We start from the raw sequence: 26,255 nt of genomic DNA on the forward strand, positions 1-26,255 counted from the left end.
CACGAAAACCAAGATCCAATATAGTCGCTTGCAAGATACAAGGCTGGGTTAGCAAAGCGTAACCCAGCTTTTGATTGCGTTATGACATTCGAGAATGCTGGGACATGTCCCAGTCTACGAAACTAGGAATGGCCTCATGCTCAACCGTCGAAACTTTCTAGCGAATGCCGGCACGAGTTTCGGCGGACTAGCACTTGCGATGATGTTGCAGGAACAGGCTCGGTGTGGTGGTGGGGAGTTGCAGGTTCTGCACCATCCGCCGAAAGCCAAACGGGTCGTGCAGTTGTTTATGGCGGGGGCGGCTAGCCATATTGATTTGTGGGATCACAAACCCGCCCTCGAAAAGCATCATGGCGAGCCATCGGACTTTGGCGAACACGTCGAAGCGTTTCAGAACGGACTCGGTCCGTGGATGAAATCGCCATTTCCGTTCGCCGCATATGGCGAGTCGGGGAAGATGCTCAGTGAACCGGTGGCACCGCTTGGGGCGTGTGTGGATGACATTGCGTTCGTACACAACATGGTCGGCAAAACCGGTGTGCATTCGCAGGCCACGTACTTGCAAGCAACCGGTTTTCAGCGACCCGGGTTTCCCGGCATGGGGTCGTGGATCAGCTACGCCCTCGGCACACTCAACGAAAACCTGCCGACGTTCGTTGTGCTGCCGGATCATCGCGGTTTCGCCAGCAACGGGCCGAAAAACTGGGGATCGGCGTTTCTTCCCGCGAGTGCCCAAGGAACCGCCATCTTCCCACAACGCAAGAATCCCATCGAAGACCTGCACCCGGAAGCGGAGTTCGTCACCAAACGGGGCGATCAAGCGGGGTTGGAGATGCTGAACCGGCTGAATCGCCGCTATCAAACCGAACGAGCGTACGATTCCCGTCTCGATGCCCGTATCCGTTCCTATGAACTCGCCGCCGCGATGCAACTGTCTGCACCGGATGCCCTCGATATTTCCGGGGAACCGAAACATATTCTCAAGATGTACGGTCTCGACCAGATCGGTCGCGAGTATCCCAGCAAAATCAACGCCGCCGAGGAAACCGAATACTTCGGACGCAAGTGTCTGATCGCACGACGGCTCCTCGAACGCGGTGTGCGGTTCATTCAGATTTGGTCGGGGAACGACAACGGTTTTCCCCGGCGGAATTGGGATTCGCACGAGGACATCGCCCGCGATCACGGACCGCTGGCCCGCGGCATGGCGGTTGGAACCGCAGCACTGATTCAAGACCTGAAGCAACGCGGGTTGCTCGAAGACACGATCATCTTGTGGACCACGGAATTCGGTCGGATGCCGAGTACGCAGGGCAGCGTCGGACGCGATCACAATCCCTACGTTTTCACGAACTGGCTGTGCGGGGGTGGCGTTCGCGGCGGAATTTCCTACGGACCGTCCGACGGATGGGGCTACAAACCGCTCGACCGGGCCAACCCCACGCAGGTGTACGACATCCACGCGACCATTCTGCATCTGTTGGGGATCGATCACACAAAATTGACCGTTCGGCATGATGGCATCGATCGCCGTTTGACAGACGTACACGGCCACGTACTGCGTGATCTGATTGTTTGACAAACGGATCAGGTGTTGACGCGGACGGGCTCCGGACCAATGATTCCAAGATCGAATGCCTTCACTGCCTGAATCCTTCCTCGTGACGGGTCCCCCCAATCGTGCGACAACGACTGACCAGCCGGCAACGCTTCGCGCGTTACAAGACCGATTTGAAGTACCGCCTAGCCAACCGGAATGGATCGGTTCCGTCGGGCACGCACGGTTCCGACCCGACGCAGCCCAATGATCTCAGTCGGCCCAGTGATCTCAGTCGGAAAGGACGGACACGCTCGTCGTGGGAGTTGATGCGGCGGTTCTGGGGATTGCTCACCGGATTTCACCGACCGGTCTTGTTTGCGCTTGCAACGCTGACCGTCGGCACGCTGTTGGCGTTGGTGCCACCGGCGGCAACGAAATTTCTGATCGACAACGTCCTGGGCGATCAACCGATGCCAACTTGGCTGACGTCACGAGTTGCGTTGCCAAGCGATCCTTGGTCGTTGTTGCTACTCGTTACCGGGGGCGTGTTTGCGCTTTCGACGTTTCGGATCGTCATTCAGCTTTGGGGCCGATGGCATGCCACGCGGGCGAACAAACGGTTTCAGTTGCAACTGCGTCGGCAAGTCTTCCAACATGCGGTGCGGTTGCCGTTGCATCGAGTGTATTCGCTCAAGAGCGGCGGGGCGGCCAGTATTCTCCGGGAAGACGTGTCCAGCGTCGGCGATTTGATTTTCGGGATGATCTACAACCCCTGGCGGGCGATCATTCAACTCCTAGGGAGTCTGTGTGTTCTCGCATGGGTGGATTGGCGGTTGCTGCTGGGCACGTTGATTTTGATCCCACTCATCGTGATGACGCATCGCACGTGGATCAACCGCATCCGTCCGCAGTTCCGCGACATTAGGGCTCGCCGCACGGAAGTCGATAGCCAAGCCACCGAGATTTTCGGCGGCATGCGAATTGTGCGGGCCTTCAGCGGACAACGAGCGGAAGCCAGCCGATTCATGCGAGTCAATCACCTGATGGGGCGGCAGGAGCTTCATACGTGGTGGTGGGCTCGCATTCTCGAAGTTGTGTGGGAAACCATCGTTCCGCTCGGCAGTGCGGCTCTGTTGCTGTATGGCGGTTGGGCAGTGATGCAGGGCACGCTCACGCTGGGCGATCTGATGATGTTCCTCGTCTACCTGCTGATGCTGCTTGAACCACTCGCCGTAATCGCCTCAAGTGCCACGCAGTTCCAGAACGGTTTGTCAGCACTCGATCGCATTCTCGATCTCCTCGATGAACCCCGCGAGATGCAACCGACAGAAAATGCCATCTCGTTGGCGAAGACAGAAGTTGCGGGAGAAATCCAATTTCAAGATGTCAGTTTTCGGTACCCAAGTAGCCCGGATGACGCATTGCATGATGTGTCGCTCGACGTTGCTCCTGGCGAGATTATCGCGCTGGTCGGTCCGAGTGGGGCGGGCAAGACGACGTTCTGCAACTTGGTGGCCCGGTTTTACGATCCCAGCGAGGGCCGAATTCTGCTGGACGGTCGCGATTTGCAGGACATCGACGTCGAAAACTATCGTGGTTTGCTCGGGATCGTCGAGCAAGACGTGTTTCTGTTCGACGGCACAATCGCCGAAAACATCAGCTACGGTGACCGGCATGCGAGCGAAGCCGATATTCGCCGGGCTGCCGAAGCGGCCAATGCCGCCGAATTCATCGACCGCATGCCGAACGGGTTGGGTACGTTGATCGGTGAACGCGGTGTGAAACTCAGCGGCGGGCAACGTCAACGCATTGCGATCGCTCGCGCGATCCTCGCCGACCCGCGAATCCTGATTCTCGACGAAGCGACGAGCAATCTCGACACCGAAAGTGAACGGCTGATTCAAGCGAGTCTCAACGACCTGATGAGCGGACGCACGTGTTTTGTGATCGCTCACCGACTCAGCACCATCACCCATGCGGACCGAATTATTGTCATCGAATCCGGTCGCATTTCGGAAATCGGCACCCACGCCGACTTGATGAACCGTCCCGGTCGCTATCAGGAAATGGTGCGAATGCAACTCGGACAGCAAGTGGCGATGGCCGATGAATTGCAGTCATCCTGAGTCCTGAGAATCGATCGCGTGTTGCCAGACCGATTTTGGTTTCCTCCGTTTTGTGTTTTCGCGTTCTCGGTTTCAATCGGGACGCACATGGTGAATAATTGCTACCGAGCCTGCCCGATTTGGGGTGTCTCTCGACTTGAGTAATGATACGTGCAATCGGCACGAGCCAATCACCTGCGGAGCAAACAATGAATGACGAACGCCCACGGAACGAACGGCGAGAGTTTATCAAAAACGTGACGGCGGGAGTTTTGTTGGGCGGTGCGAGTCGGTTGGCGGCGGAGGAAGTCACCGCGTCGTCTGCGACCGTTCCCACGAAACTCAACCTCGTTGAAGGGCACGTTTTACGCACGGACGGAGCGGTGTCCGACGCCGGTCGTGTGGTTGTGGAATCTCAACGCGAAATCCCGGTGGCATCCCGCACGCAAGTCCTTGTCTGTGGCGGTGGACCGGCGGGAATTGCGGCAGCGTTGGCGGCGGCACGAGCGGGAGCCGATGTGCGATTGATCGAAACCGCGGGGTGTCTCGGTGGTGTTTGGACGGCGGGACTGCTCACGAAAATTCTCGACTCCAGCAACAAAAGCGGCATCATGCGGGAGTTGCTGCGATTGTTCGCCGAACGCGGCAGTGCCGTTGCTCGGGATACACAGGGTACCGTCTACGATCCCGAAATCGCGAAGCTCGTTCTGGAGGAATTGCTCGTCGAAGCGGGTGTCAGAATTCTGTATCACACGCGAGTAGTGGGAGCGATCGTCAATGATCAGAATCGACTCGCGGCCGTATTGACGGAATCCAAATCTGGCCGACAGGCGTGGCTCGCCGATCGATTTGTGGACTGCACCGGCGATGGCGACTTGGCGGCGCAGGCCGGATGTCAATTCGACGTCGGCATTGGAGCGGACTGCACTTGTCAGCCGATGTCCATGCTCGCGTTGCTGACCGGTGTCGATCCCGATGAGGTTCAAGAATTCATCCGCGAAACGGGTTCGGCGGCAAAACGTCGCCTATTAAATTTCATGGAGGATTCCGGCATCCATCCATCGTATCGAGCCCCCACTTTGCGACATCTGCATAGTGGCATTTATTCGATCATGATGAACCACGAGTACGGCGTGTCCGCTTTCGATAACGAAGCCGTCTCCTTAGCCACAATTCGCGCCCGCCGCGAAATTCACGAAATCGTCGTGGCGATGCGAAAACTCGGCGGAGCCTGGAAAGACTTGGCTGTCGTCGCAACCGCCGAACAAATTGGCATTCGCGAGGGGCGACGCATTCGCGGGCGGTATCACCTCACCAGTACGGATCTCGCCCAGGGTTTGCGACATGAAGACGCCGTTTGCCGGGCGACATTCCCGATCGACGTGCATGCGTTGTCGACGTCCGGGAATAAAGAAGTCGATCAGCAATTCAAAAAGGGTGGGCTGAAACCGTATGATATTCCGTACCCGGCATTGGTGGCGGCTGACGTCGATGGCCTCTTGATGGCCGGTCGTTGCATCAGTGGGGATTTCGTGGCTCATTCCAGCTATCGCGTGACGGGCAACGCGGTCGCCATGGGAGAAGCCGCGGGGCTGGCTGCTGCGAAATCGATCGAAGCGAATGTTTTGCCACATGATTTGCAGTGGAATCGAATTCAGACGACACAATCCTAATCTTCTCACCGCGTGACCAACTCGTTGAGCCTCCCTCATGACGAAATTCTTGACGCATGTGTTCGCAATCTGTGGCTTCGTCACACCGCAAGTGGTGTTGGCCGGGGTTTCCGAGACGTTCATCAAAAGCCATTGCGTTGCGTGTCACGGTCCGGATGTGCAAGAAGCGGAATTGCGGCTCGACACTCTCGCTCGACCGACCGCAGACAATGCCGCAACATGGGCATTGATCGCCGATCGTGTCGAATCCGGCGATATGCCCCCGAAAGACGAAGCCCGACCAAACCCAAAAACGGTCCGAGAGTTTCTGATCGGGATCGGCACGGAACTTCACCAAGCACAACCGACGCCATCCGCGTTGCGGCGGATGAACCGTGTCGAATATGAGAACACGGTGCATGACCTGCTTGGAATCGACACATCATTGGCGTCTTTGCTCCCTGAAGACGGCAAGGTGCAGGGGTTCGACAATGTCGCAACTGGCCTGGGGATTTCTTCGATTCTGTTGGAACGCTACCTGGAAGCGGCTGACACCGCATTCGAGGCGACGATTCGGCGAATCGAACCGCTGCCGCCACAAACTCGCCGTGCGGTGTTGATGAACCACAAGGAAAACATCAGCTCTGTGAAAGCGAAGAAAGGTGGGGTCATCGAATCGGAAGGCGCGTTCGTCGACTTCACACCGGGTTGGCCACCGGCACGGGTGGATGAGGCCCATCCGATCGAAAACGGAATTTATCGGTGTCGCGTCGCAGTTTGGCCGCACGAACCGGGGGAAAATCGGACACTCAGCGTCGCCGTGTTTACCGGTCCGCTGTTCGGGGATGGCAAACGTCACTTCCAAGGTATGTTCGACGCCACCGGCACACCGGACGATCCCCGCATCATCGAATTCACAACGCGTTTGAACGAAGGCGATGCATTGCATGTACTGCCTTGGGTCTATCCCGAGCATGTGACTTGGCGAGACAAACATGAAGCTCGTCCGGGTGTCGCGATCGCTTGGGCGGAAACGCACGGGCCGTTGGACCAAAGTTTTCCGGCAAAGTCGCAAACCAAACTGTTTGGAACGAGCGATTCGCTATCCATGCAGGAAGGCACACCGATTTGGATGCGGCATCGCAAGAATGTGAAGTCGCATTTCGTCGACTCCAGCCAACCGCGTGAAGACATTGAACGCATCATTCGTGAATTCGTGCCCCGTGCGTTTCGCCGGCCGGTTGACAGTGCCCTTGCCGATCAATTTGTGAGTCTCGCGTTAGCCCGACTCGACGAAGGCCGCACGTTCGAACAAGCCGTGCGGGCCGGAGTGTCGGCGGTGCTGTGTTCGCCTCACTTCCTGCTACTTAATCGGGAAGAAACCATCGACGACTACGCGATTGCTTCTCGGCTATCATACTTTCTGTGGTCCTCGATGCCGGACGATGAACTGATACGGCTCGCCGATGAAGGAAAACTTAGCGACCGAAACGTCTTGCACGCCCAGATCGATCGGATGATCGATGATCCGAAAATCGAGCGGTTCGTGGACAACTTCACCGGCCAATGGCTCGATCTGCGGGAAATCGAATTTACAACTCCGGACAAGATTCTCTATCCCGAGTACGACGAGTTGCTGTTGCGGTCCATGCTGGCGGAAACTCAAGGTTTCTTCCGTCACGTCCTGAAAAACGACCTCAGTGTGCTGAATTTTGTGGACTCGGATTTTGCGATTCTCAACCAGCGGATGGCCACACACTACGACATTCCCGGTGTTCGAGGCCATGAAGAATTCCGTGTCGTGCCGTTACCCGACGACAGCGTTCGTGGTGGAATTCTCACCCATGCCAGCGTTCTCAAAGTGACGGCGAACGGCACGACCACATCGCCTGTGATCCGTGGAAATTGGGTGCTCGATCGGTTGCTCGGGCAACCCGCTCCGCCACCACCGCCCGGAGTTCCTGCCGTCGAACCGGACATTCGCGGTGCCGCATCAATCCGCGATCAACTTCAAAAACACCGCGAGAACGAATCGTGTAACCGTTGTCATGTGCGAATCGATCCCCCAGGTTTTGCGTTGGAGGAATTCGATGTCATCGGGGGCCATCGTGAGTCTTATCGCTCACTCGAAGGCAAAGGCCGCCGCGTTGGCAACACGCGGTATTATGCGGGGCCGCCGGTGGAATCGGATGGCGAGTTGCACGACGGCCGCATCTTCGGAGACTTCATGGAATTCCGTGAACATTTACGGAATGATCCTGAAACGATCGCCCGCGCGATGGCCAAGAAACTGTTAGTTTATGGTTGCGGTCGTCCGGTCACGCGGGCTGATCAGGCCTCAATCGAATCCGTTGTAGAAACCGCCCGTAAAGCCGATTTCGGTCTTCGAGCAATGATCCACGGTGTTGTCGACAGCGAATTGTTCCGCCAGCCTTGATCCAACGCAATCACATCCAGAAGCAAAGTCTTCACCATGCCACACGGACAAATCGAACGCCGGACATTTCTGCGAGCCTCCGCCATCGCAATGGGCTTACCGTTCTTGGAAAGCATGTCGCCGCGGAAGGTGTCGGGTGCCGATGGCCCAACATCAGCTCGGCGGATGGTCGCGATCTGTGCGCCGCTCGGCATCCACACGCCACTGCTATTCCCTAAGACACCCGGACGCGATTACGAAGTCACGCCGTACTTGGAACCGCTACAACCCGTCCGTGAGAAGTTTTCGGTCATCTCTGGGTTAATGCACCCGATGGTCGATGGCGGACACGCAGCAGAAAAAAGTTTTCTCACCGGTGCTGCCCATCCCGGCCAACCAAGTTTCCGCAATACGATTTCCGTCGACCAGTACGCCGCCGAACGCATTGGTCATCAAACACGGTTCCCGTTTTTGTCACTTTCTGGCAGTAACGGCGGACTATCCTACACGCGGTCCGGCGTGCTGATTCCGTCGGAAAGTCGGCCCTCGAAAGTCTTCCAGCAACTCTTCATGGAAGGCAGCGAAACCGAAAAAGCCGCCCAATTGCGACGCATCAAAGATGGGCAAAGTATTCTCGATTTGGTCCGTTCGCAAACGCAATCCATTCAACGCAAGACAACTCGCAAGGACCAAGAAACACTCGACCAATACTTCACCAGTGTGCGGGAACTCGAGCAACGCATGGTTCGGGCGGAAGACTGGGCGAAGCGTCCGAAACCCGTTGTGGATGTCGAGCAACCGACAGATATCGACGACCGCGCGAACTTCACCGGACGTATGCAACTTTTGTTTGATTTGATGGTGCTGGCTTTGCAAACCGATTCGACGCGTCTCATTACTTTGAAGGGAGCCGGCGGAAACGAAGTCATCGACTTGAAGGGTGTCGGTGATGGTTGGCATAACCTGAGCCATCACGGCAAATCGCCTGAGAAAATCGAACAACTGGCAATTATCGAGAAGGAGGAAATGCGATTGTTTGGCGAGTTCCTCAAACGGTTGGCCGACATCAAAGACGGCGGGGAATCGCTGCTTGATCAAACGGCGATTCTCCTTGGCTCCAACTTGGGGAACGCCTCCAGTCACAACAACACGAATTTGCCGATCGTCGTGGCGGGCGGAAAGTTCCAGCACGGCCAACACCTGGCATTCGATCCCCAAAACGGACCGCCACTCGCCAACCTGCACGTCTCGTTCCTGCAACACCTTGGGCTGGAAGTCGATCAGTTCTCCAGCGGAACGAGTACGCTGACGGGGTTATCTGTCTAACTCTCTGGCTGTCCCCCAGACACCTTGTTTTGGATACTTCTGCTGACGACTTTGATTCATTCGTGCCATGGAAGATATGAACTCGCTTGTAACTCCGCCGCGATGGAAAGAATTCAACATCTTCGGCGTATTGTTCGTCACGCTGGGGTTGTTGTTGGTCGCGGTGATGGTCTGGCGTGGCGGATGGTGGTGGCTCGCGATTTGGCCGGCGGCGACACTACTGATCGTCGGCTGCGGGTACTTGTTGATTGGTTCGCGGGTGTTCGGAAAAACACCGGTGGGCACGCGACGTTGGTTTACACGAATTCTGCTTCTTCCTTACTGCAGTGTGAATTACTGGGGCTGGCGAGCCATGCGACTGGCACGTCGGACCGAACCGGCATGGCACAGAGTTGCTGATGGCGTTTACATCGGACGACGCGCCTTCGGACATGAGTTGCCAAGCGATGTGGATGTGGTCGTCGATCTGACCGCTGAGTTCTGCGAACCAAAATGTGTACGGTCCGGACGACGATACATCGGCCTGCCCACGTTAGACGCATCATGTCCCGACAACGACGATGCCGTCTTCACAGCATTGGATTCGATCGTCCACCACCCTGGCGGCACATACATACATTGTGCGGAAGGTCACGGACGGGCGGCGATGCTGACGGCTATCGTTCTCATCGCGAAAGGCGAAGCCGATAGCACCGACGACGCCCTTGCGATGATCAAAGCCATCCGCCCTGGCATCAAACCACGTCCCTGGCAACGCGCCCGTGTCAAACACTGGGAAAAGCGTTGGAGAAACCAATCGGCAGTGTCGAGCTCATGACTGATACCGCCAGTGCAGGCAATTGCATGTATTAAAAACAATATTACGTAACATGTAATGCAGTTTATACTTGGGTGGCATGCCCACCGTTTGGGGTGGGCATGGGCCAGCGATGTTTGAATGTCTAATCATGCCCACGTAAAACCGTGGGCATGCCACCCACGACGCTAAATCGATGCAATTTCCTGCAGTGGCATTAGGCTTCGACCGTGGGTTCGTCGTTGTTCTCGGGGCGACCTTCGATGTAGAACCAGTTGTGAATCGGCTTCAGGATTTCGAGAACGTCGGCGAGCAATTGTTCATCTAAGGGTTTCTGCGACCATTCAATCCACTCGGCCACACGCTTTGGATTCGCCGAACCGCTTACGCAGGTGGTGAAATCCGGATTGGCGAGCGAGAATTGCATTGCAAGTTGGGCGATATCGACTCCCTGACTCGCACAGTGTTCGGCTGCTTGCTTTGCGATCTCGCGAACTTTCGGAGTCGCTTTGTGCCACTCGGGCAACGGTGCATTTGTGAGCAATCGGGCCGAAAACGGTGCGGCGTTCATCAGTCCCACGCCCTTCTGCTGACAAATCGGCACCAACTCCAACGCCATATCGTTCTGAAGCGTGTAGTGGTTGTACGTCAGTAGACAATCGATCTCTGCGTTTTCCAGAATGTACTTGAACATCTTCATCGGATAACCGCTCACACCGATAAACCGCACCTTGCCCTTCTCCACTTCCTTCCGTAGGGCGGGCAGGGTTTCTTCGACGATTTGCGACATCTCGACGAACTCCAAGTCGTGACACAGCACGATATCGAGATGATCGACCTTCATCCGTTCGAGCGAAATATCCACACTCTCAGCCACGCGCCGGGCACTAAAATCAAAATGTTGACCGGCGTACCGACCGAGTTTCGTGCCGAGGTAATAGCTGTCCCGCGGAATCTCCGGCAGCACGCGACCGAGCAGCATCTCACTCATGCCCCGCCCGTAGAACGGCGAGGTATCGATGAAATTCATCCCGCCATCGAGTGCCACATGCACACTACGAAACGCCTCGTTCAAGTCGACGTTACGGAACTCTGCCCCAAGTGAGGACGCCCCAAACGACAGTTTTGTCAGTTCGATTCCGGTTTTGCCAAGCGGTCTAGTTTCCACGGTGAGCACACTTCGATCTGAAGGAAAATGTCTGACGATTCGCCGACATTATGCTGCGTTCGCCCCGCGAATGGAACCGCACCGCTTTACACTCTGTTGCCAGAAACTCTACTCTGAGCCAAATTCCAGCGCGTTATGAGGACCATCCCAATGTCACTTCCATTGTCGTTCATCATGGTGGCGACTTTCTGCCAGCAACCACTGGTTGTCGGCGGATACGGATCCCCTTCTCCGCCAACGGCGTTGTCCATCATCCCCAAAACCGCGAATCAGCTTGATGTGCGGAAGTTGCCGGACGAGGTCGGCTATGAATTAACGACACGCGGGCATGATCCCTACGTCATGCTGCAACCGATCGAACCCGCGCGAATTTCGGATTCGCATGCGGTGTTGGCGTTCGAGTATTTCTGTCCGGAAGGTGTCGATGGGCTTGAGGTTCACTATGGCCCGCCGATCACCGCGAAAAACCGTGTAGATGCCGGTCACGTGGGCCGGGCGGAATCGTGGTTGCCGTTCGCGATCGATTTGAAAGCCCTCTCCAAAGGAAAGTGGAACGCGAAGTCCAATCAACTCCGGCTGGACTTCGGTCAGAAGCCGGACGTGACGCTCCGGATTCGCGATCTCCGATTGCGTGCCCGCACCGAAAACGAACAACGCTCACTCAGCGAAATTCAAGCGGAACGCGAACGTAAACTGGCGGCCGAGAAGCAAGTCAACGCGTTCTACGAAACCAAATTCCCGAACCACATCGACTCGGTCAAGGTGACGCAAACGGAAATCATTATCAAAGGTCGCAGCAACGGCTGGGCAGGAGAGCTTTGCGAAACTCGTCCGGAAGTGTCCATTGCGGACTTCACCCTGATCAACACGGCAGAGGGTCCGCTGGGAAAGCCTTCAAAATTGAAATCTTGGGTGATTCGGCCATCGGGAGGGATAAGCCCCCCAACAAGGAATTGGGGAGGGATAAGGCCCGCAACAAGGAATTCGTCTGACGACGTCTCAACCAAAAATTGGACGGTGCGCGTGTCTCGGCGGATTGGCAATGTTGATCGAAGCACATCGCGTTGGGTGCTGATTGGTGGGACAGGCGTAGGCGGTGCAATCATACCCAGCGATCTTCAGCTACTTTCAAATTGGAAATACGCAACCGATTTGACCGAAGCCGCCGAGCACGATTTGCCACGGATGACTTCAAAGGGCGTCAAAGGGATGGGCGGGATCTCGCCAGCGTTTCCGCTACAGGAATTAGTCGAGTTGGGCGTGCACAACATCACGGTCAACCTGGCATTGAGTGGGATGTTGGATTCGAAACCGCATGTGGGTTGGCCGACGTTCGAACATGCGGGAGCCACGTGGTACGTCAACCCGGCTCAGATGGCCGCGAACGATACGCTCATCAAATTTGCGACCGATCACGACATCGTCGTCAGTGGGATTTTGTTGGTGCCGTTCGGTGAATCAGAATTTGCACGCACGTTGAGACATCCCGAAGCTGACCCTGCTGGTCACTATGCAATGCCGAACTTGACGAGCAACGCAGGCATTACGGCTTACGAAGCGGTGTTAGAGTTCTTGGCATCACGGTATGCCACGCCGGATAACGAACACGGCCGCATCAGCAATTGGATTGTGCACAACGAAGTTGGTTACGGCTGGGAATGGACGAACATGGGCCATCAACCGCCGATGTTGTATTTCGATCATTACCTGCGGTCGATGCGGTTAGTGCATAACGTCACGCGGCGACACAATCCGCACGCACGGGTTTTCATTTCACTCACGCATCACTGGAACACGCCATCGGCGGAAGACTGGAGATCGTACTCGAACCTCGATTTCCTCAAGCGGTTGAACGAGTCCAGCAAGATTGAAGGAGACTTTGCCTGGGGTGTGGCTTACCATCCGTACCCGCAGAATCTCCGCAAACCCGATGCGTGGAACGACACTCGGGTCACGAACGACTTCAACACACCGCTGATCACGCCCAAGAATATCGCGGTGCTCGATCGGTGGATGCAACGTCCGGAAATGCGTGACGCCAAAGGCAATGTGCGTGGATTGTTACTGTCCGAACAAGGCTTCAACACACCCGACTATTCCCAGCAAAGTCAGCGACTACAGGCGGCGGGTTTTGTTTACATGTGGCGACAGATGCGGGGGCTGTCATCGATTGAAGCGTTTCACAATCACCGCTGGGTCGATCATCCCCACGAAGGCGGTTTGCTACTCGGCCTGCGGAAACTCCCCGCGAACGGCAAACCCTACGGCGAAAAGAAATTCGCGTGGGATGTCTACAAAGCACTCGATACGCCTGCCGAAAGAAAAGCCACTCGGTTCGCCGATGAGATCATCTCGCCCTAAAGAAATAAGAACGGAGGATAGAAGATCGCGGATCGCGAAAACCGCTGAAACGACTCTCGCGATCCGCGATTCTCAAAGAATCCTTCTCCCTCGGGGAGAAGGTGGCCGAAGGCCGGATGAGGGCTCACCAAGGACGTTCGAAGTTGCTCCGGAATTGAAGAACTTTCAACACGTGTGGTCAAAGCCCTCTCCCTAACCCTCTCCTAGAGGGAGAGGGAACTTCCGCCTACACCAACTACCGTTGTCCAAGTGCCACCGGGTTGGTTCCGGTGCGTTGGGACCGATCCAAATCGAAGCGGTCGAGGTGCATGACTTTGGCCCAGGCTTGGACGAAGTCGTTCACGAATTTCTCTTCGGCATCGTCGCTCGCGTAGACTTCGGCGATGGCTCGCAGTTGCGAGTTGGAACCGAAGATCAAGTCGACGCGGCTGCCGATCCACTTCACGTTGCCGGTCTCGCGATCACGACCTTCGAAGAAGTGTTCGCACATTTTCGACTGTTCCCACTCGACGTTCATGTCGAGCAAGTTCACGAAGAAATCGTTCGAAAGTTGACCGGGCTCTTTCGTCAACAACCCGAGGGTCGGGTAGCCCACGCTGGTTCCCAACACTCGCATACCGCCGACAAGTGCGGTCATTTCGGGTGCAGTCAACGTGAGCATATTGGCTTTGTCGACCAACGCTTCTTCGGCCGGTCGTTTGAGTCCTTTGCCTTGATAGTTACGGAAACCATCGGCAATCGGTTCAAGCGGGGCGAACGATTCGGCATCGGTCATTTCATCCGTTGCGTCAGTGCGACCAGGAACGAAAGGCACTTTGACGTCGTGCCCGGCTTTCTTGGCAGCTTCTTCCACAGCGGCGCAACCGCCAAGGACGATCAAGTCCGCGAGTGAAACTTTCTTATTCCCCGATTGAGCTTCGTTGAAGTCCGTTTGAATCTTCTCCAACTTCGCCAAAATCTTCGCGAGTTTTTCCGGTTGGTTGACGGGCCAATCTTTTTGCGGTGCGAGCCGGATGCGGGCACCGTTGGCTCCCCCGCGATTATCGGTTCCGCGGAATGTCGAAGCCGACGCCCAGGCAGTCGTGACAAGATCAGAGATCGAAAGGTCAGAGGCCAAAATCGTCTTCTTCAACTTTGCGATATCTCGCTGACCGATGAGATCGTGATCGACTTCCGGCACCGGATCCTGGAACAATTGCGGCTCAGCGACTTCCGGTCCGAGACACCGGGTCACAGGTCCCATGTCGCGGTGGGTCAACTTGTACCAGGCCTTTGCAAACGCCTTTTCGAACTCTTTGGGGTTCTCGTGGAAGCGTTTAGAGATCTTGCGGAACTCCGGGTCTTCCTTGAGTGCGATGTCAGTCGTGAACATGATCGGGGCGTGCGTTTTCTTGGGATCGTGCGCGTCGGGCACGGTTCCTTGAGCTGCATCTTCGACTGGGGTCCATTGATGGGCACCGCCCGGTCCTTTGACGAGTTTCCATTCGTAACCAAAGAGGTGTTCGAAGTAATCGTGCGACCATTGAGCCGGAGTCGTTGTCCACGCACCCTCTAAACCACTGGTGATCGTGTCAGCACCTTTGCCGGACTTGTATTTATTCTTCCAGCCGAGACCCTGTTGATCGATGCTGGCACCTTCCGGTTCCGCACCGACATGTTCGCCGGGCGATGCCGCTCCGTGAGCTTTGCCGAAGGTGTGACCACCGGCGATCAACGCGATCGTTTCCTCATCATTCATGGCCATATTGCCGAAAGTGGCACGAATCGCTTTTGCGGCAGCTAACGGATCGGGTTCGCCCTTCGGACCTTCCGGATTGACATAAATCAGCCCCATTTGAGTGGCAGCCAACGGGTTGTCGAGTTTGCCACTTTCTTCGGAATACCGCTCACCGCCGAGCCATTTGCTTTCCGGACCCCAATAGACGTCTTGCTGCGGTTCCCAGACGTCTTCGCGACCACCGGCGAAACCGAAGGTCTCAAAGCCCATCGACTCCAACGCACAGTTCCCGGTGAGAATCATCAAGTCGGCCCAGGAAATTTTTTGGCCGTACTTTTGTTTGATTGGCCAAAGCAATCGTCGGGCTTTGTCGAGGTTGGCGTTATCGGGCCAACTGTTGAGCGGGGCGAATCGCTGTGTGCCGTCGCTCGCTCCGCCCCGACCATCACTCACTCGGTACGTTCCGGCGCTATGCCATGCCATACGAATGAACAATGGACCATAATGTCCGTAGTCGGCCGGCCACCAGTCTTGCGAGGTGGTCATCAGCGTCTTGATGTCCTTCTTGACGGCTGCTAAATCGAGTTTCGCGAACTCGTCGGCGTAGTTGAAATCCTTAGCCAACGGATTGCTTTTTTGCGAGTTCTGGTGAAGGATGTTCAAGTTCAACTGGTTTGGCCACCAGTCGCCATTTCCCATGAAACCGCTAGCCGTGTTGCGGTCACTCGGTGGAGCCAAGTTGCCAATCACGGGACACTGAGCGGCTCCACCGCCTTTCAGTTTTTCGGTGCCCTTGTTGCCTGAATCGTCATTAAGTTCTGAGAGTTCGGAGTTTTCTCCTGCGGGTTCATCGGCTCGAACTGAGCGTTCTGCAAAAAACGAGGTTGCGATGCCCAGCAACGCCGCGCTCGTCATCCAAGTTGTCAATAACCGTTTCGCGTGCATGGTCTCTCCTGTGGGGTGTGGGACTTGGCTGCCGTTATCGGGCGTTCTTACCCGACATCGAAAGTCTAGACCTCCCCTGGCAATTGTTCCAATGCATTCTCGTGATATGATTGATGCATTCAGTGCATGGATCGAAACAATTGTGGAGAACGGCCGTGGAGTTGGATCAGTTGCGATATTTTCTGCAGGTCGCCGAACGGGGCAATTTCACCCGGGCTGCAGAGGATGTGAAGATCTCGCAACCGGCCCTGAGCCGATCGATTCAGAAGCTCGAAGAGGAGCTTGGCCAACCCGTGTTTGAACGGCAAACACGTTCTGTGACTCTGACAGATGCCGGCGTGTTGCTGCAAAGCCGTGCTCGTCAGGTGTTATCGATCTTGGAAGATACCAAAGCCGAGATCAATGATGACGGAGAAAGCGGCTGCGTGCGTGTGGGGGCTATCCCGACGATCGCTCCGTTTTTCCTCCCAAAAGTCTTGCGAGAATTCTCGAAGGCACACCCGAAAGCCAATTTGATCGTGCAAGAAAACACGACGGATCGACTGCTCAAGAGCTGCATCCAGGGCGAGATTGATCTAGCAATTCTAGCATTGCCGATCCCGGCGAAGTATTTGGAGATCGAAACGCTTTTCGACGAAGAATTGTTCCTCGTGTTGCCGCCGGAACATCCATTGGTCGGTGTGCCGGACATTCGTCTGGCGGACGTGGAACCGTACCCGTTCGTCTTGTTGGACGAGGCTCACTGTTTGTCGGACAACATCGTTTCGTTTTGTCGACAACGATCGTTCCTGCCGGTGACAGTGGAACGCACGAGTCAACTGGCGATGGTACAGGAGTTGGTCTCGCTTTCGCACGGTGTGTCGCTCATTCCAGCCATGGCGCGAGAACGAGACGACAGTGGCCGTCGCGTTTACCGCTCGCTCGCCGATCCGAAACCGACTCGCACCGTCGCGGTCACATGGAATCCGTATCGCTTTCAGAGTCGGTTGCTTCAAGCGTTCCGCGACCATTTGATCGCCCAGGGAAAGTGATATTTCCCTCTGATGACGATCAATCACGGGCCAATCAGCCCTTCGCTGGGCATTGAGTTGGCCGGGAAACTTGGTAACGGACGCGGAAGCACCGGTTGACGTTCGTCTTTGGTTGGGAAGTAGTGATTCGGCGTAAGTGGTTTCTCGCCCGGGTGGTTCGTGAGCACATCCGGTGTGCGACGCGGATCGCAATAACGCGGATTGTCGATCGCATCTGGCAGTTCCGCTTCGAACGCCCGACGGTCCACCGGTTTCAACGGTCCTTCGAGCAAGGGCGTGTGAACCCGCATCAAGTTCATTTTCTCGCGGACTTGGTTGCAGCCGTCGTATGGAAGAATCCGCGGCGTGAGTGCCACAATGATTTCGCTACGTTCGCGGGTGACGGTCGTCTTCTGGAACAACTTTCCGACGGCCCATAAGTCGCCTAGCAAAGGGATTTTCGATTGGGTATCCACATCCTGTTCTTGGATGAGTCCCCCAATGATCATGCCCTGACCGTCTCCCAGGAGCACCGTTGTTTCGACTTCGGTCGTCTCTTCTTCAGGTAGACCAGTGGCGGGATTGACCGTGCCGCTCGAAACTTCAGGTTTCACGGTCATGAGTACTTGACCGTCGTCTCCGATGATCGGGGTGACGTTCAACACGATTCCCACATCGAGAAATTCCACATTCTGCAGGGTGCTGGTCTGTGTTGTTGTTGTGATGAAATAGCCGAGCTGTTCGCCAATCTGCACGCGAGCTTCCTGCCCATTGACGGCCAACACCTTCGGACGCGCGAGCGTTTTGGCATCGGTCGTAAGTTGGATCAATTCAATCAAGGCGTCCATCTCGGTGCCGTTGATTCCCAACAATAACGCGGGACTAGCCGACGGATTCGCGAACCCCGCCGACTTCAAGGTGATATCCGCATTCGCCACATTGACTAACTGTTCGAAATCCACACCGTGACGACATTCGTTTTTCAGATCGACCTTTAGCACTTGCGCTTCGATCAACACTTGTCGCGGCGGTTGGTCCGCCTGAGAGACATAACGCTCGATTCGGGCGATGGAATCCGGCAGATCTTCGACGATGACCTGCTCTCGGGTCCGCCGTTTGTCTTTGGAATCCGACTCGACCGCGACACTTCGACCAATTGGCGAAAGCAACCCCTGAACCACACGGTCGATGTCCGAAGCCGAGGCATAACTCAGCGAGAATACTCGAACCTCGCGTCCTTGGACCGCAGCCGGCACGACCGATTCTTTGCTCAGCGGAGCCACCATCAAGATGTTGCCGCGTTTTGTCCAGGTGAACCCGTTCACGCCGAGAATGGCCGTCAATGCGTCTTCGAGCGGCGCATCGGACAGCCCCACCGTGACCGTTCGTCCCGCGGTCCCGCTGCCAACGATACTCAAACCGTGTTGCCGGGCGATCATCGATAACACGACATCCAACGGCGCTTCGTTCGCGGTCAATGTGATGCGATCGTTTTGAATATCAACCTGCAACTGCCCGGTAGACGGACTTTGCATTTCAATCGGGATTCGTCGCGGTTGATCGATTTCCAACGGAGGAGGTGCATCGACAACCGGTTCTTCCGCCGGGCGACGAGGTGGTATGTCGGCCCTCAGTGGCGGTCGCGGTATCGCATGATGGCGTGGCATCTGTTGCCGAGGACCAAGCGGAAGCGGCGGCGGTGCCAATTCTGCCCGAGGTCGAGGCGGCGGCAAATCGTTCCCATTGGCTGCCACTGGTCGCACGTAAGTGTCGGTCGATCGTGGAAGCTCACTCCAAGTGGGTTGCTTACGCTCAGTTGGCAACTTAGCCGCCGGTTGCACCGGAGTCGAATTCGTTACCGGCTGTGGATTCACCGGCTGTGGATTCACGGGCCGTGATCGATGCCAACCGGTTTTCGAATCGACTCGAAAACTGTCGTCACCTGTCTGCATGGCCGAATTCTCTGGAATGACCACTAAAGAGCCTGTATGCCGAGGCGTCGAAGCTTTCGAGGAGACGGGTTTCGCCGCGGATTGTCGAGGGACAATCGTTACCCCGAAATCATCTGCCGCCAATGCGTTCCATGCAAACACCATGACCAACCCCATGACGGAGAGGGCACTGTGCCAGCGTTTAGAATCGCAAAGACGCTGTAGCATGAGGACTTGGTTTCACAAGAATTCGATCGCTCAAAAAATGATCTCACATCAATCATCGACGCAAAGGAATCGAATTCTTCGGCAAAATCGTCAAACTCACCCCAATTTATCGGCCTCCGGGTTCGACCGCATGGATCAAAACAATGACACTAACTCACATTAGACCACCACAATTCAGTGCTCGACCTATGATCGCGACTTGCTTCGCTTAGTTTCGCCCTTCATAATACAATTCAACAATGACGGATGAGATTCCGTCTAAACCGCCGCAGGTTTTGAACGAGTTTCCGAGCGAATCACCATGCGAACACGATTGTTGCCACACGGAACGCTCTTCGTCATTCTGTCCCTTCAGTTGATGGGTTGTGGCGGGAGTTCATCATCGCCCACCGGCGAAAACCCCGAACCACAATCGTCGGCGGAAACAAATTCGAGTGCTACCACGTCGGAACCGGCCACCAGTGGAAACGAAGAACAGACCGATGTTCTGGTCCAGGTTCGTAATGGCAAACAGTGGATCGGGGATATTCCCTTGGATGTCTGGTACGACGATCCACTCGCGGTCGCATCGGATACGCAGACGATTGCATCGAACGCCACAGATGGCAATACCGGTGTGATGCCCACGCCGCAAGCCGATCCCATGCCACCCAAGGACGACCCCGAAGAACCGGCAGCCGGCGGCGGAATCGACTGGAAGGCCATCATCACAGCCGAGGCGTTAGATAAAGAAATGACCGACATTCGCAACCGGCTCAACACCGATTTGCAAAGCGTCGGAACGTACAACCGAAACTACCTCGCATTGCCGCCGCACCTAGCAACTCTGGCGGTCATGGCGGGCGTGGCGAAGGAGCACCCGGACGATTTCCGATGGAAAGACAAAGCCGGTTACATTCAGCAGCTCGCGAAGAACATGAACGCGGAACAACTTCGAACGGGCGCAGGGTCTTTTCGGCCGCTGCGTGAGCAGTTCGATTTCTTCCTCGACCTGATGAACGGCAGTGTGCCACCGGGCCTGGAAGAAACCGCAGCCGACGAGCCAATCCCCGACACCACCGATTTCGGCGAACTGATGAAACGGTTGGAGAACGCGTCGAAGTTCATCAACGTCAACGGGGGCAACGAAGACGCGATGAAATCCAATGCCGACAAACTTCGGCACGAAGCGATGGTGATGGGTGCTGTGACGAACGTCCTCAACCGCGAAGGATTCGGCTACGAAGGCGATTCCGGGTTCGACGAATTCGTCAACATGCTCGTGAAAGCCAGCCAGGATATGAACTCGGCCATTGAATCCGAGCAGTTCGAAAAATTCGATTTGGCCCGCTCTCAAATGGGGCAAGCCTGCACGCTGTGTCATACCGACTATCGCGGCTAATTCTTCCGTGCGAACATTTGATTCCCCCTCAGGAAAGTTTGACATGCTTCGTGGTTGTTTCCTCTGTTTCGTGGTGCTCGGTGTTACAGTCGGGCGGGCGGATGTGATTGAACTTTCCGGCGGACAAAAGTTGGAGGGGGAAGTTCTCAAAGAGACTGCGGACTCTGTGTTTGTCGACTTGGGCGTCGACATCATCCGCGTGCCCAAAGACCGCATCCGCACCAGGCAAAAAGCCTCTCCGGAAGCTGATCGTGTCGAAGCGAAGCCAGCTAGCGAAGGGGTTTACTCCACAGCTGATTTGCCGGTGCGAAGTGTGAAGGAACTCGCCGAGAAGTTCGGCGAAGGTGTGGTGTTGGTACAAACCCCGGGCGGTCTTGGTTCCGGCTTCGTTGTGAACGACCGAGGCTACTGTGTGACGAATTATCATGTCGTCGAACAGGAAACCGAATTAGCCGTTGTGATGTTCGACAAGAACGAGAACGGCGAATTCACCCGGCGACAAATCGATGACGTAAAAATCATCGCCCTCAACCCATTCTTCGATTTAGCGTTGCTGCAAATTCCCGAGACGGAAGGCCGTAAGTTTCAGAAAGTCTATCTCAGCCCGGAAGCCGACTTCCGGGAAGGCGATGAAGTCTTCGCGATCGGTAACCCGCTCGGCTTGGAACGCAGCGTTTCAAAGGGAATTGTCAGCACACGCAATCGGAGTTTCGAGGGCATCGTCTACATACAGACAACCGCACAAATCAACCCCGGCAACAGCGGCGGACCGTTATTCAACGCCAGCGGTGAGGTCATCGGTGTTACGAACATGAAGCTCACCTTCGGCGAAGGGCTAGGGTTCGCGATTCCGGTAACGTACCTCAAGCATTTTCTAGATAATCGCGATGCATTCGCTTACGACAAGAATAACGCCAACAGCGGCTTCCGGTATCTGCCCGGCCCACGTCGCAAAAATTTCGCGAAGCCTCCGCTCGAGAAAACCGCGGAATGATGCGGTCACTAGAAATCTGCGTGAAACTTCGGGCCATTCCGCTAGGTAAGATCAGTTATCCCGGTCGGGCCGTTGCGGTTTGCACTGGAGGAAGATAAAAATTCGACAAATGGATTCTCGCATGACTCTCAATTGGATGAATCGAATGAAACGCACCGTTTTTGCGGTATTCACCTCGCTTGCCTTGCTGATCGGAAATGGGCTGACCGTCTCCGCAGCCGACGCCGTCTCCGTCGATCAGAAACTGCCGACGAACGTGATGCTGTATTTCAGCTTCCCGAACGTCACCGAGTTCAAGGCTCAGTTCCAAAAAACCTCGATGGCCAAAGTGTGCGAAGACGAGCGTTTCGCCGACTTCTGGGAAGATGTCAACGTTCAAATCGAGAAAGCTTCGGAAGAACTCGAGCAAAACGTCGGGCTTTCACTTAAGCAACTTGTGAATATTCCGACTGGCGAAGTGGCCCTGGCTGTGGTGGCCAAACCGCGACAAAGTGTGGGATTGGTTGCGTTTCTTGATTTCGGCGACAAAGAAGACGAAATCGATTCTCTCCTGACGCAAGCACAAGAGAGCTTGGAGAACACCGACGCCGAGCGTGACGTGACCGAATTCGAAGGCACGCAAATCGTCACTTACAGTTTTCCGCAGATCGAAGAAGCGGAGTCTTCGTTCAAACCGAAGCTCGCCTACTGCGTGAAAGACTCGACGCTGTTAATCGGAACGAACGCGGACGTCTTGCAGGAATCGCTGGTCCGTTGGGATGGTCAACACGAGAACAAATTCTCCGACAACGCTAGCTACAAATATATTCAATCGCGATGTACCTACGAAGACGCGAAACCGGCTGTGAAGTGGTTCGCGGATCCGTTGTCCGGAATTCAAGCGGGCTTGCAAGCTGCTGCGGCCGAGAACCCACAGGTCGCGTTGGCGTCAGCGTTCTTGCCGATCCTGGGTGTGAACAATTTCAAAGGCATGGGCGGAGCGAGCTATGTGGCCGCCGGTGATTTTGAAGAAGTTTCGAAAACGCTATTGCACGTCGACCAACCGGTGATGGGACTCTTGAACTTGTTCCGTTTCCCCGCCACCGATTTGGCCCCGCCCGCGTGGATTCCTGCCGATGTCGATGGTTTCACGATCACCAACTGGGATGCCGGTGCTGCGTATACATCGATCGAAACGTTGGTCGACAATTTCGTGTTCCGTCAACCGGGCGGACTGCGAGCAAAGATTGATGAAATCGCTGAGGCCGAAGGTGGCATCGGTGTGAACATCAAGACCGACATCATCGATCAGATTGACGGACCGATTTACTCCGTGAATTACGGAGCCGGAAAAGCCAACGTGAATGCCATCGGTGCACCATCGCCTGGCATTCCAAAAACCGTGGTTGCGTTGACGCTCAAAGATGAGAAGAAAATGCAAGGCTTGGTGGGCAAGATGCTCGACCAGGCTGGCGACGCGGTCGAAGCTCGTGAGTTCAACGGCCAAACCATTTACGATCTGAAGATCGATCCCGAAGCGGCCGGTGCAGCGGGAGCGAATTTCTCGGGCGTGTCGTTCGCGGTTAGCAAAGGGTTGTTCATCTTCTCGACCGACGCCAAAGATCTCGAGCAGATCCTCCGGGACAAACGAACGGAACCGGTTGCCGAACTCGCAGAGTACAAGAAGATCGCCGAGTACTTCCCAGCGAAAACCTCGATGTTGTCCTTCCAACGTCGCAATTCGCAGTTGGAATCGGTTTATGAATTCGCGAAATCCGGCCAACTCGGCGAACAAGTGCCAGGCGTCGACTTCACGAAACTGCCTGATTTCGCAGTCATTCGTGACTACCTCCCGATGATGGGTGGTTACACCGTGCCGGACGAACGCGGTGCGTTGTTCGTGAACTTTTCGGTTCCCTCGAAAGAGTAGTTCGCGGGAACACAAAGACGAAGGCTTGCGGTGTTCGCTGTCATCTTTCGTGCAAGAATTAAGCAACTGGATTCCGAGTACTCCGAACTCGCTGAGAGACTCAGACGTTTGGCCATTGAGGAATTCGGTTGCATCGACTTCATTGCAATGACAGAAGACAATCGCGAACTAGCCATCTCGTATTGGCACAGCGAGGAAGACATTCACCGTTGGAAGCAGGCCGCCGAACACTTGCACGCCCAGGCCAACGGCAAACAAAAGTGGTACGAGTCTTACGAGGTTCAGATCGCTCGAATTTGCCGAACGTACGGCAGTAGAGAGTGAGCCTGATACGCTAATGACTTTAGAGTGGGCCGGTCTGGTGTGAACTTATCGGCCTCGCTAAACTAAGCGGCTGCGGAGACCGATCTCCGTAGCCGTTTTTTCTTGATAGGGAAATCAACACATGAGTGACACACCATCAAAGACCACCGTTTCACAAGACTTCGGCTTTCTGCTGATCCGGCTGATTTTGGGAGCCGTCATGATTTTTCATGGTGCTCAAAAAGTCTTCGGTGAATTTGGTGGGCCTGGGATCGAGAAGTTCACCGAGGTTGTGGAAGCCAAAATCGAACTGCCGAAGTTCGTGCCAGCCAAAGTTGCAGCACAGGCGGCTGCGTGGTCAGAATTTGGCGGCGGCATTCTCTTGGTGTTCGGGCTGTTCACACGGTTGGCTGCATTGTTCATTGCAGCCACAATGGGTGTTGCCTCGTTCGTCATTCATGGCGCGGCGTTCTCTCTGAAAGACGGCGGCATGGAATACGCGCTCACGCTTGGTGTCGTTGCCGTCGCGTTGATCTTTATCGGTCCCGGACGAATCAGCATCGATCAATTGTTTTTCGGACGAACCAAGCCCTCGGACGCGAAGTAGTTTTTGTCCGGAACCGTTTTTACCGTTGTTTCATCGAGGCAGTTAAACGATGAGCAAACAAGTGCTCAATGTCGGTCAGTGCGGATTCGATCACGCGAGTATCACAGAGTTTTTGCGGTCACATTTCGACGTGGTCGTGTCGTCAGCCGCAGACGAAGACGATGCCCTCAGCGCACTCGAGACGAGACCGTATGATCTCGTTCTTGTGAATCGAAAGTTTGACTGCAACGGAGCCGACGGTGTGCAGTTCATCAAGAAACTTGTACGAAACGAGAACGCTCCGCCGGTCATGTTGGTTTCCAACTACGAAGAGGCTCAACAAGCGGCTGTTGCCGCTGGCGCCGAACATGGATTTGGGAAATCAGACTATGGCAATATGGAAGCCGTTCAACGGTTGAGTCACGTTTTGCAAAACGGGGATTAAGAGGAACGGCTCGCATGGCGAAAGCCCGTCGAATTCGCCTCAACTCGCGATTGACGGATGTCACCACACCTTTGTTCCTGATTGGTGCGGATCGTGAGGTGTTATTCTTTAACCGAGGGTGCGAACAGCTCACCGGTTGGAGTGCCGATGAAATCTTGGGACTTCGCTGCGATTACGCCAGTTCCTCCGACCCGCTCGAACCGGAATGCCTCACCGGTAGTTTGTGTCCGCCCCCGGAAACATTCACAGGAACGGCAGCCAATGTTCCGGTGTTTCTAAGACCGAAGTCCGGGGGTTCGCTCCCACGGATGCTGCGATTCTTTCCGTTGCTATCTGACGAAGATGAAGTCGATAGCGTCCTCGGACTGATCACCGCGATTGATCCGCCGCACCCGCTTCCAGCCCGGCCATCGCAGCAGCTACACGCAGAACTCGCGTCGTTACGGGCGACACTTCGCGGACGTTATGGTGACGATTCCGTCATCGCCAACAGTCCAGCGATGCACCGCGTGATGAAGCAGATCGCTGCCGCTCGTGAAGATACGTCACCGGTGTTGCTCACCGGCGAGAACGGTACCGGCAAAGAACACATTGCCCGTATCATTCACTACACCGGTCCGCTGAGTCGCAATGTTTTTGTGCCGCTCGACTGTCGACGGATTGAGCCGATCGATCTCAAGCTCACCCTGCGAAGACTTCTCAAAGACCGGGAATCCGATTCCCAGAGTTCGCCACAGCCGATGCGACACACGGGCACGATTTTGCTCGACTCGTTGGAAAGTCTTCCGCGAGAGGTGCAGGAATCGTTGGTGCAAGCCGATGCCGACGGGCAACTTGCGGACGTTCGGCTGATGGCGTCGACGAGCGAAAACGTCGATGAACTTCGGGCCGACGAAACTCTCCGAGACGATTTTTACTTTCTCATCTCGCCGTTCCGCATCGAACTCCCCCCACTCCGACAGCGGATTGCAGAACTACCGACGATTGCTCAGGCGTTTTTAGAGGAACGCAATCGATCGGCACACAAACAACTGGGTGGGTTTTCGGACGAGGTTCTGACGCGGTTTCGGTCCTACAATTGGCCGGGCAATCTGCGAGAGTTGGCGTTGGTTGTCGCAGAGGCAGCCGAACGAGCCGATGGGCCGCTCGTTGAGTTATCGGACCTTCCGTTTCGTTTCCGAACTGGTTTCGATGCCCAAACGGTTGGCCCGCCGATCACACCCAAGCCTTTGCCCTTGGAACCATATTTGGAACAGGTCGAACGCGAGCAAATCGAATTGGCACTGCAGTACGCAAAGTTCAACAAGAAAAAAGCTGCGGATTTGCTGGGTATCAATCGACCGAAACTTTATCGCCGCATGGAGATCCTCGGTATCGCCGATGGTGGCGAAACTTGAACTTCACGCAGATCCGCGGACCTGATAGAGTCCCCGGCTGCGGAG

Annotated in this window: 18 protein-coding genes; 15 read left to right on the top strand and 3 right to left on the bottom strand. The window is 55.5% G+C overall.

All coding sequences use genetic code 11. The annotated features are described in order from the left end of the window. Nucleotides 1-136: 136 nt before the first annotated feature. The 6 genes from AC5DDB_RS20960 to AC5DDB_RS20985 all read left to right on the top strand — a co-directional run bounded on the left by AC5DDB_RS20960 (nt 137) and on the right by AC5DDB_RS20985 (nt 9,856). Complete coding sequence (locus tag AC5DDB_RS20960; RefSeq protein ID WP_491741721.1) at nt 137-1,579, top strand: DUF1501 domain-containing protein; 1,443 nt, start codon at nt 137-139, stop codon at nt 1,577-1,579. 101 nt (nt 1,580-1,680) lie between these two features. Continuing rightward, a complete protein-coding gene (locus AC5DDB_RS20965; protein WP_491741722.1) occupies nt 1,681-3,666 on the top strand; it encodes an ABC transporter ATP-binding protein in 1,986 nt (661 codons plus the stop codon). Nucleotides 3,667-3,854: 188 nt separating this feature from the next. Next, complete coding sequence (locus AC5DDB_RS20970) at nt 3,855-5,318, top strand: FAD-dependent oxidoreductase (RefSeq protein ID WP_491741723.1); 1,464 nt, start codon at nt 3,855-3,857, stop codon at nt 5,316-5,318. Nucleotides 5,319-5,355: 37 nt separating this feature from the next. Continuing rightward, complete coding sequence (locus AC5DDB_RS20975) at nt 5,356-7,734, top strand: DUF1592 domain-containing protein (protein ID WP_491741724.1); 2,379 nt, start codon at nt 5,356-5,358, stop codon at nt 7,732-7,734. 36 nt (nt 7,735-7,770) lie between these two features. After that, complete coding sequence (locus AC5DDB_RS20980; RefSeq protein ID WP_491741725.1) at nt 7,771-9,039, top strand: DUF1552 domain-containing protein; 1,269 nt, start codon at nt 7,771-7,773, stop codon at nt 9,037-9,039. Between the two features lie 76 nt (nt 9,040-9,115). Continuing rightward, a complete protein-coding gene (locus tag AC5DDB_RS20985; RefSeq protein WP_491741726.1) occupies nt 9,116-9,856 on the top strand; it encodes a protein-tyrosine phosphatase family protein in 741 nt (246 codons plus the stop codon). A 196-nt stretch (nt 9,857-10,052) separates the two neighbouring features. Here AC5DDB_RS20985 and AC5DDB_RS20990 read toward each other — a convergent pair whose 3' ends face one another. Then, nucleotides 10,053-11,003 (bottom strand): aldo/keto reductase, encoded by a 951-nt coding sequence (locus AC5DDB_RS20990; RefSeq protein ID WP_491741727.1) that lies wholly within the window; start codon nt 11,001-11,003, stop codon nt 10,053-10,055. 150 nt (nt 11,004-11,153) lie between these two features. Here AC5DDB_RS20990 and AC5DDB_RS20995 point away from each other — a divergent pair, with 150 nt between their 5' ends. Further along, nucleotides 11,154-13,364 (top strand): DUF5722 domain-containing protein, encoded by a 2,211-nt coding sequence (locus AC5DDB_RS20995; RefSeq protein WP_491741728.1) that lies wholly within the window; start codon nt 11,154-11,156, stop codon nt 13,362-13,364. Nucleotides 13,365-13,599: 235 nt separating this feature from the next. On the opposite strand, the gene katG is transcribed toward AC5DDB_RS20995, so the two are convergent. Then, nucleotides 13,600-16,026 (bottom strand): catalase/peroxidase HPI, encoded by a 2,427-nt coding sequence (gene katG / locus AC5DDB_RS21000; RefSeq protein ID WP_491741729.1) that lies wholly within the window; start codon nt 16,024-16,026, stop codon nt 13,600-13,602. A 155-nt stretch (nt 16,027-16,181) separates the two neighbouring features. Between katG and AC5DDB_RS21005 the strand changes: the two genes are divergently transcribed. Beyond that, nucleotides 16,182-17,057 carry a LysR family transcriptional regulator gene (locus AC5DDB_RS21005; protein WP_491741730.1) on the top strand — a complete coding sequence of 292 codons (876 nt, stop codon included), beginning with the start codon at nt 16,182-16,184 and terminating at the stop codon, nt 17,055-17,057. A gap of 23 nt (nt 17,058-17,080) precedes the next feature. Here AC5DDB_RS21005 and AC5DDB_RS21010 read toward each other — a convergent pair whose 3' ends face one another. After that, complete coding sequence (locus AC5DDB_RS21010) at nt 17,081-19,195, bottom strand: type II secretion system protein GspD (RefSeq protein ID WP_491741731.1); 2,115 nt, start codon at nt 19,193-19,195, stop codon at nt 17,081-17,083. Nucleotides 19,196-19,496: 301 nt separating this feature from the next. On the opposite strand from AC5DDB_RS21010, the gene AC5DDB_RS21015 reads away from it, so the two are divergent. From AC5DDB_RS21015 to AC5DDB_RS21045, 7 genes are all read left to right on the top strand, one after another. Next, entirely contained in the window at nt 19,497-20,576 is a 1,080-nt protein-coding gene (locus AC5DDB_RS21015) for a hypothetical protein (RefSeq protein ID WP_491741732.1), read from the top strand. 43 nt (nt 20,577-20,619) lie between these two features. Beyond that, nucleotides 20,620-21,570 carry a S1C family serine protease gene (locus tag AC5DDB_RS21020; protein ID WP_491741733.1) on the top strand — a complete coding sequence of 317 codons (951 nt, stop codon included), beginning with the start codon at nt 20,620-20,622 and terminating at the stop codon, nt 21,568-21,570. Between the two features lie 145 nt (nt 21,571-21,715). Then, nucleotides 21,716-23,479 carry a hypothetical protein gene (locus AC5DDB_RS21025; RefSeq protein ID WP_491741734.1) on the top strand — a complete coding sequence of 588 codons (1,764 nt, stop codon included), beginning with the start codon at nt 21,716-21,718 and terminating at the stop codon, nt 23,477-23,479. A gap of 30 nt (nt 23,480-23,509) precedes the next feature. Next, on the top strand, nt 23,510-23,803 hold the full coding sequence (locus AC5DDB_RS21030; RefSeq protein ID WP_491741735.1) for an antibiotic biosynthesis monooxygenase family protein: 294 nt from the start codon (nt 23,510-23,512) through the stop codon (nt 23,801-23,803). A gap of 121 nt (nt 23,804-23,924) precedes the next feature. Further along, a complete protein-coding gene (locus tag AC5DDB_RS21035) occupies nt 23,925-24,389 on the top strand; it encodes a DoxX family protein (protein WP_491741736.1) in 465 nt (154 codons plus the stop codon). A 49-nt stretch (nt 24,390-24,438) separates the two neighbouring features. Next, nucleotides 24,439-24,813 carry a response regulator gene (locus AC5DDB_RS21040; RefSeq protein WP_491741737.1) on the top strand — a complete coding sequence of 125 codons (375 nt, stop codon included), beginning with the start codon at nt 24,439-24,441 and terminating at the stop codon, nt 24,811-24,813. Between the two features lie 14 nt (nt 24,814-24,827). Further along, a complete protein-coding gene (locus tag AC5DDB_RS21045) occupies nt 24,828-26,210 on the top strand; it encodes a sigma 54-interacting transcriptional regulator (protein ID WP_491741738.1) in 1,383 nt (460 codons plus the stop codon). Nucleotides 26,211-26,255 lie beyond the last annotated feature (45 nt).

Source organism: Thalassoroseus sp. (assembly GCF_984380535.1).

Coding starts and splice junctions, on each gene's coding strand:
- AC5DDB_RS21040 (WP_491741737.1), top strand. CDS start 24,439: ATGAGCAAACAAGTGCTCAATGTCGGTCAGTGCGGATTCGATCACGCG.
- AC5DDB_RS20985 (WP_491741726.1), top strand. CDS start 9,116: ATGAACTCGCTTGTAACTCCGCCGCGATGGAAAGAATTCAACATCTTC.
- AC5DDB_RS20980 (WP_491741725.1), top strand. CDS start 7,771: ATGCCACACGGACAAATCGAACGCCGGACATTTCTGCGAGCCTCCGCC.
- AC5DDB_RS20995 (WP_491741728.1), top strand. CDS start 11,154: ATGTCACTTCCATTGTCGTTCATCATGGTGGCGACTTTCTGCCAGCAA.
- AC5DDB_RS21015 (WP_491741732.1), top strand. CDS start 19,497: ATGCGAACACGATTGTTGCCACACGGAACGCTCTTCGTCATTCTGTCC.
- AC5DDB_RS20975 (WP_491741724.1), top strand. CDS start 5,356: ATGACGAAATTCTTGACGCATGTGTTCGCAATCTGTGGCTTCGTCACA.
- AC5DDB_RS21020 (WP_491741733.1), top strand. CDS start 20,620: ATGCTTCGTGGTTGTTTCCTCTGTTTCGTGGTGCTCGGTGTTACAGTC.
- AC5DDB_RS20960 (WP_491741721.1), top strand. CDS start 137: ATGCTCAACCGTCGAAACTTTCTAGCGAATGCCGGCACGAGTTTCGGC.
- AC5DDB_RS21035 (WP_491741736.1), top strand. CDS start 23,925: ATGAGTGACACACCATCAAAGACCACCGTTTCACAAGACTTCGGCTTT.
- AC5DDB_RS21025 (WP_491741734.1), top strand. CDS start 21,716: ATGAAACGCACCGTTTTTGCGGTATTCACCTCGCTTGCCTTGCTGATC.
- katG (WP_491741729.1), bottom strand. CDS start 16,026: ATGCACGCGAAACGGTTATTGACAACTTGGATGACGAGCGCGGCGTTG.
- AC5DDB_RS21045 (WP_491741738.1), top strand. CDS start 24,828: ATGGCGAAAGCCCGTCGAATTCGCCTCAACTCGCGATTGACGGATGTC.
- AC5DDB_RS20970 (WP_491741723.1), top strand. CDS start 3,855: ATGAATGACGAACGCCCACGGAACGAACGGCGAGAGTTTATCAAAAAC.
- AC5DDB_RS21010 (WP_491741731.1), bottom strand. CDS start 19,195: ATGCTACAGCGTCTTTGCGATTCTAAACGCTGGCACAGTGCCCTCTCC.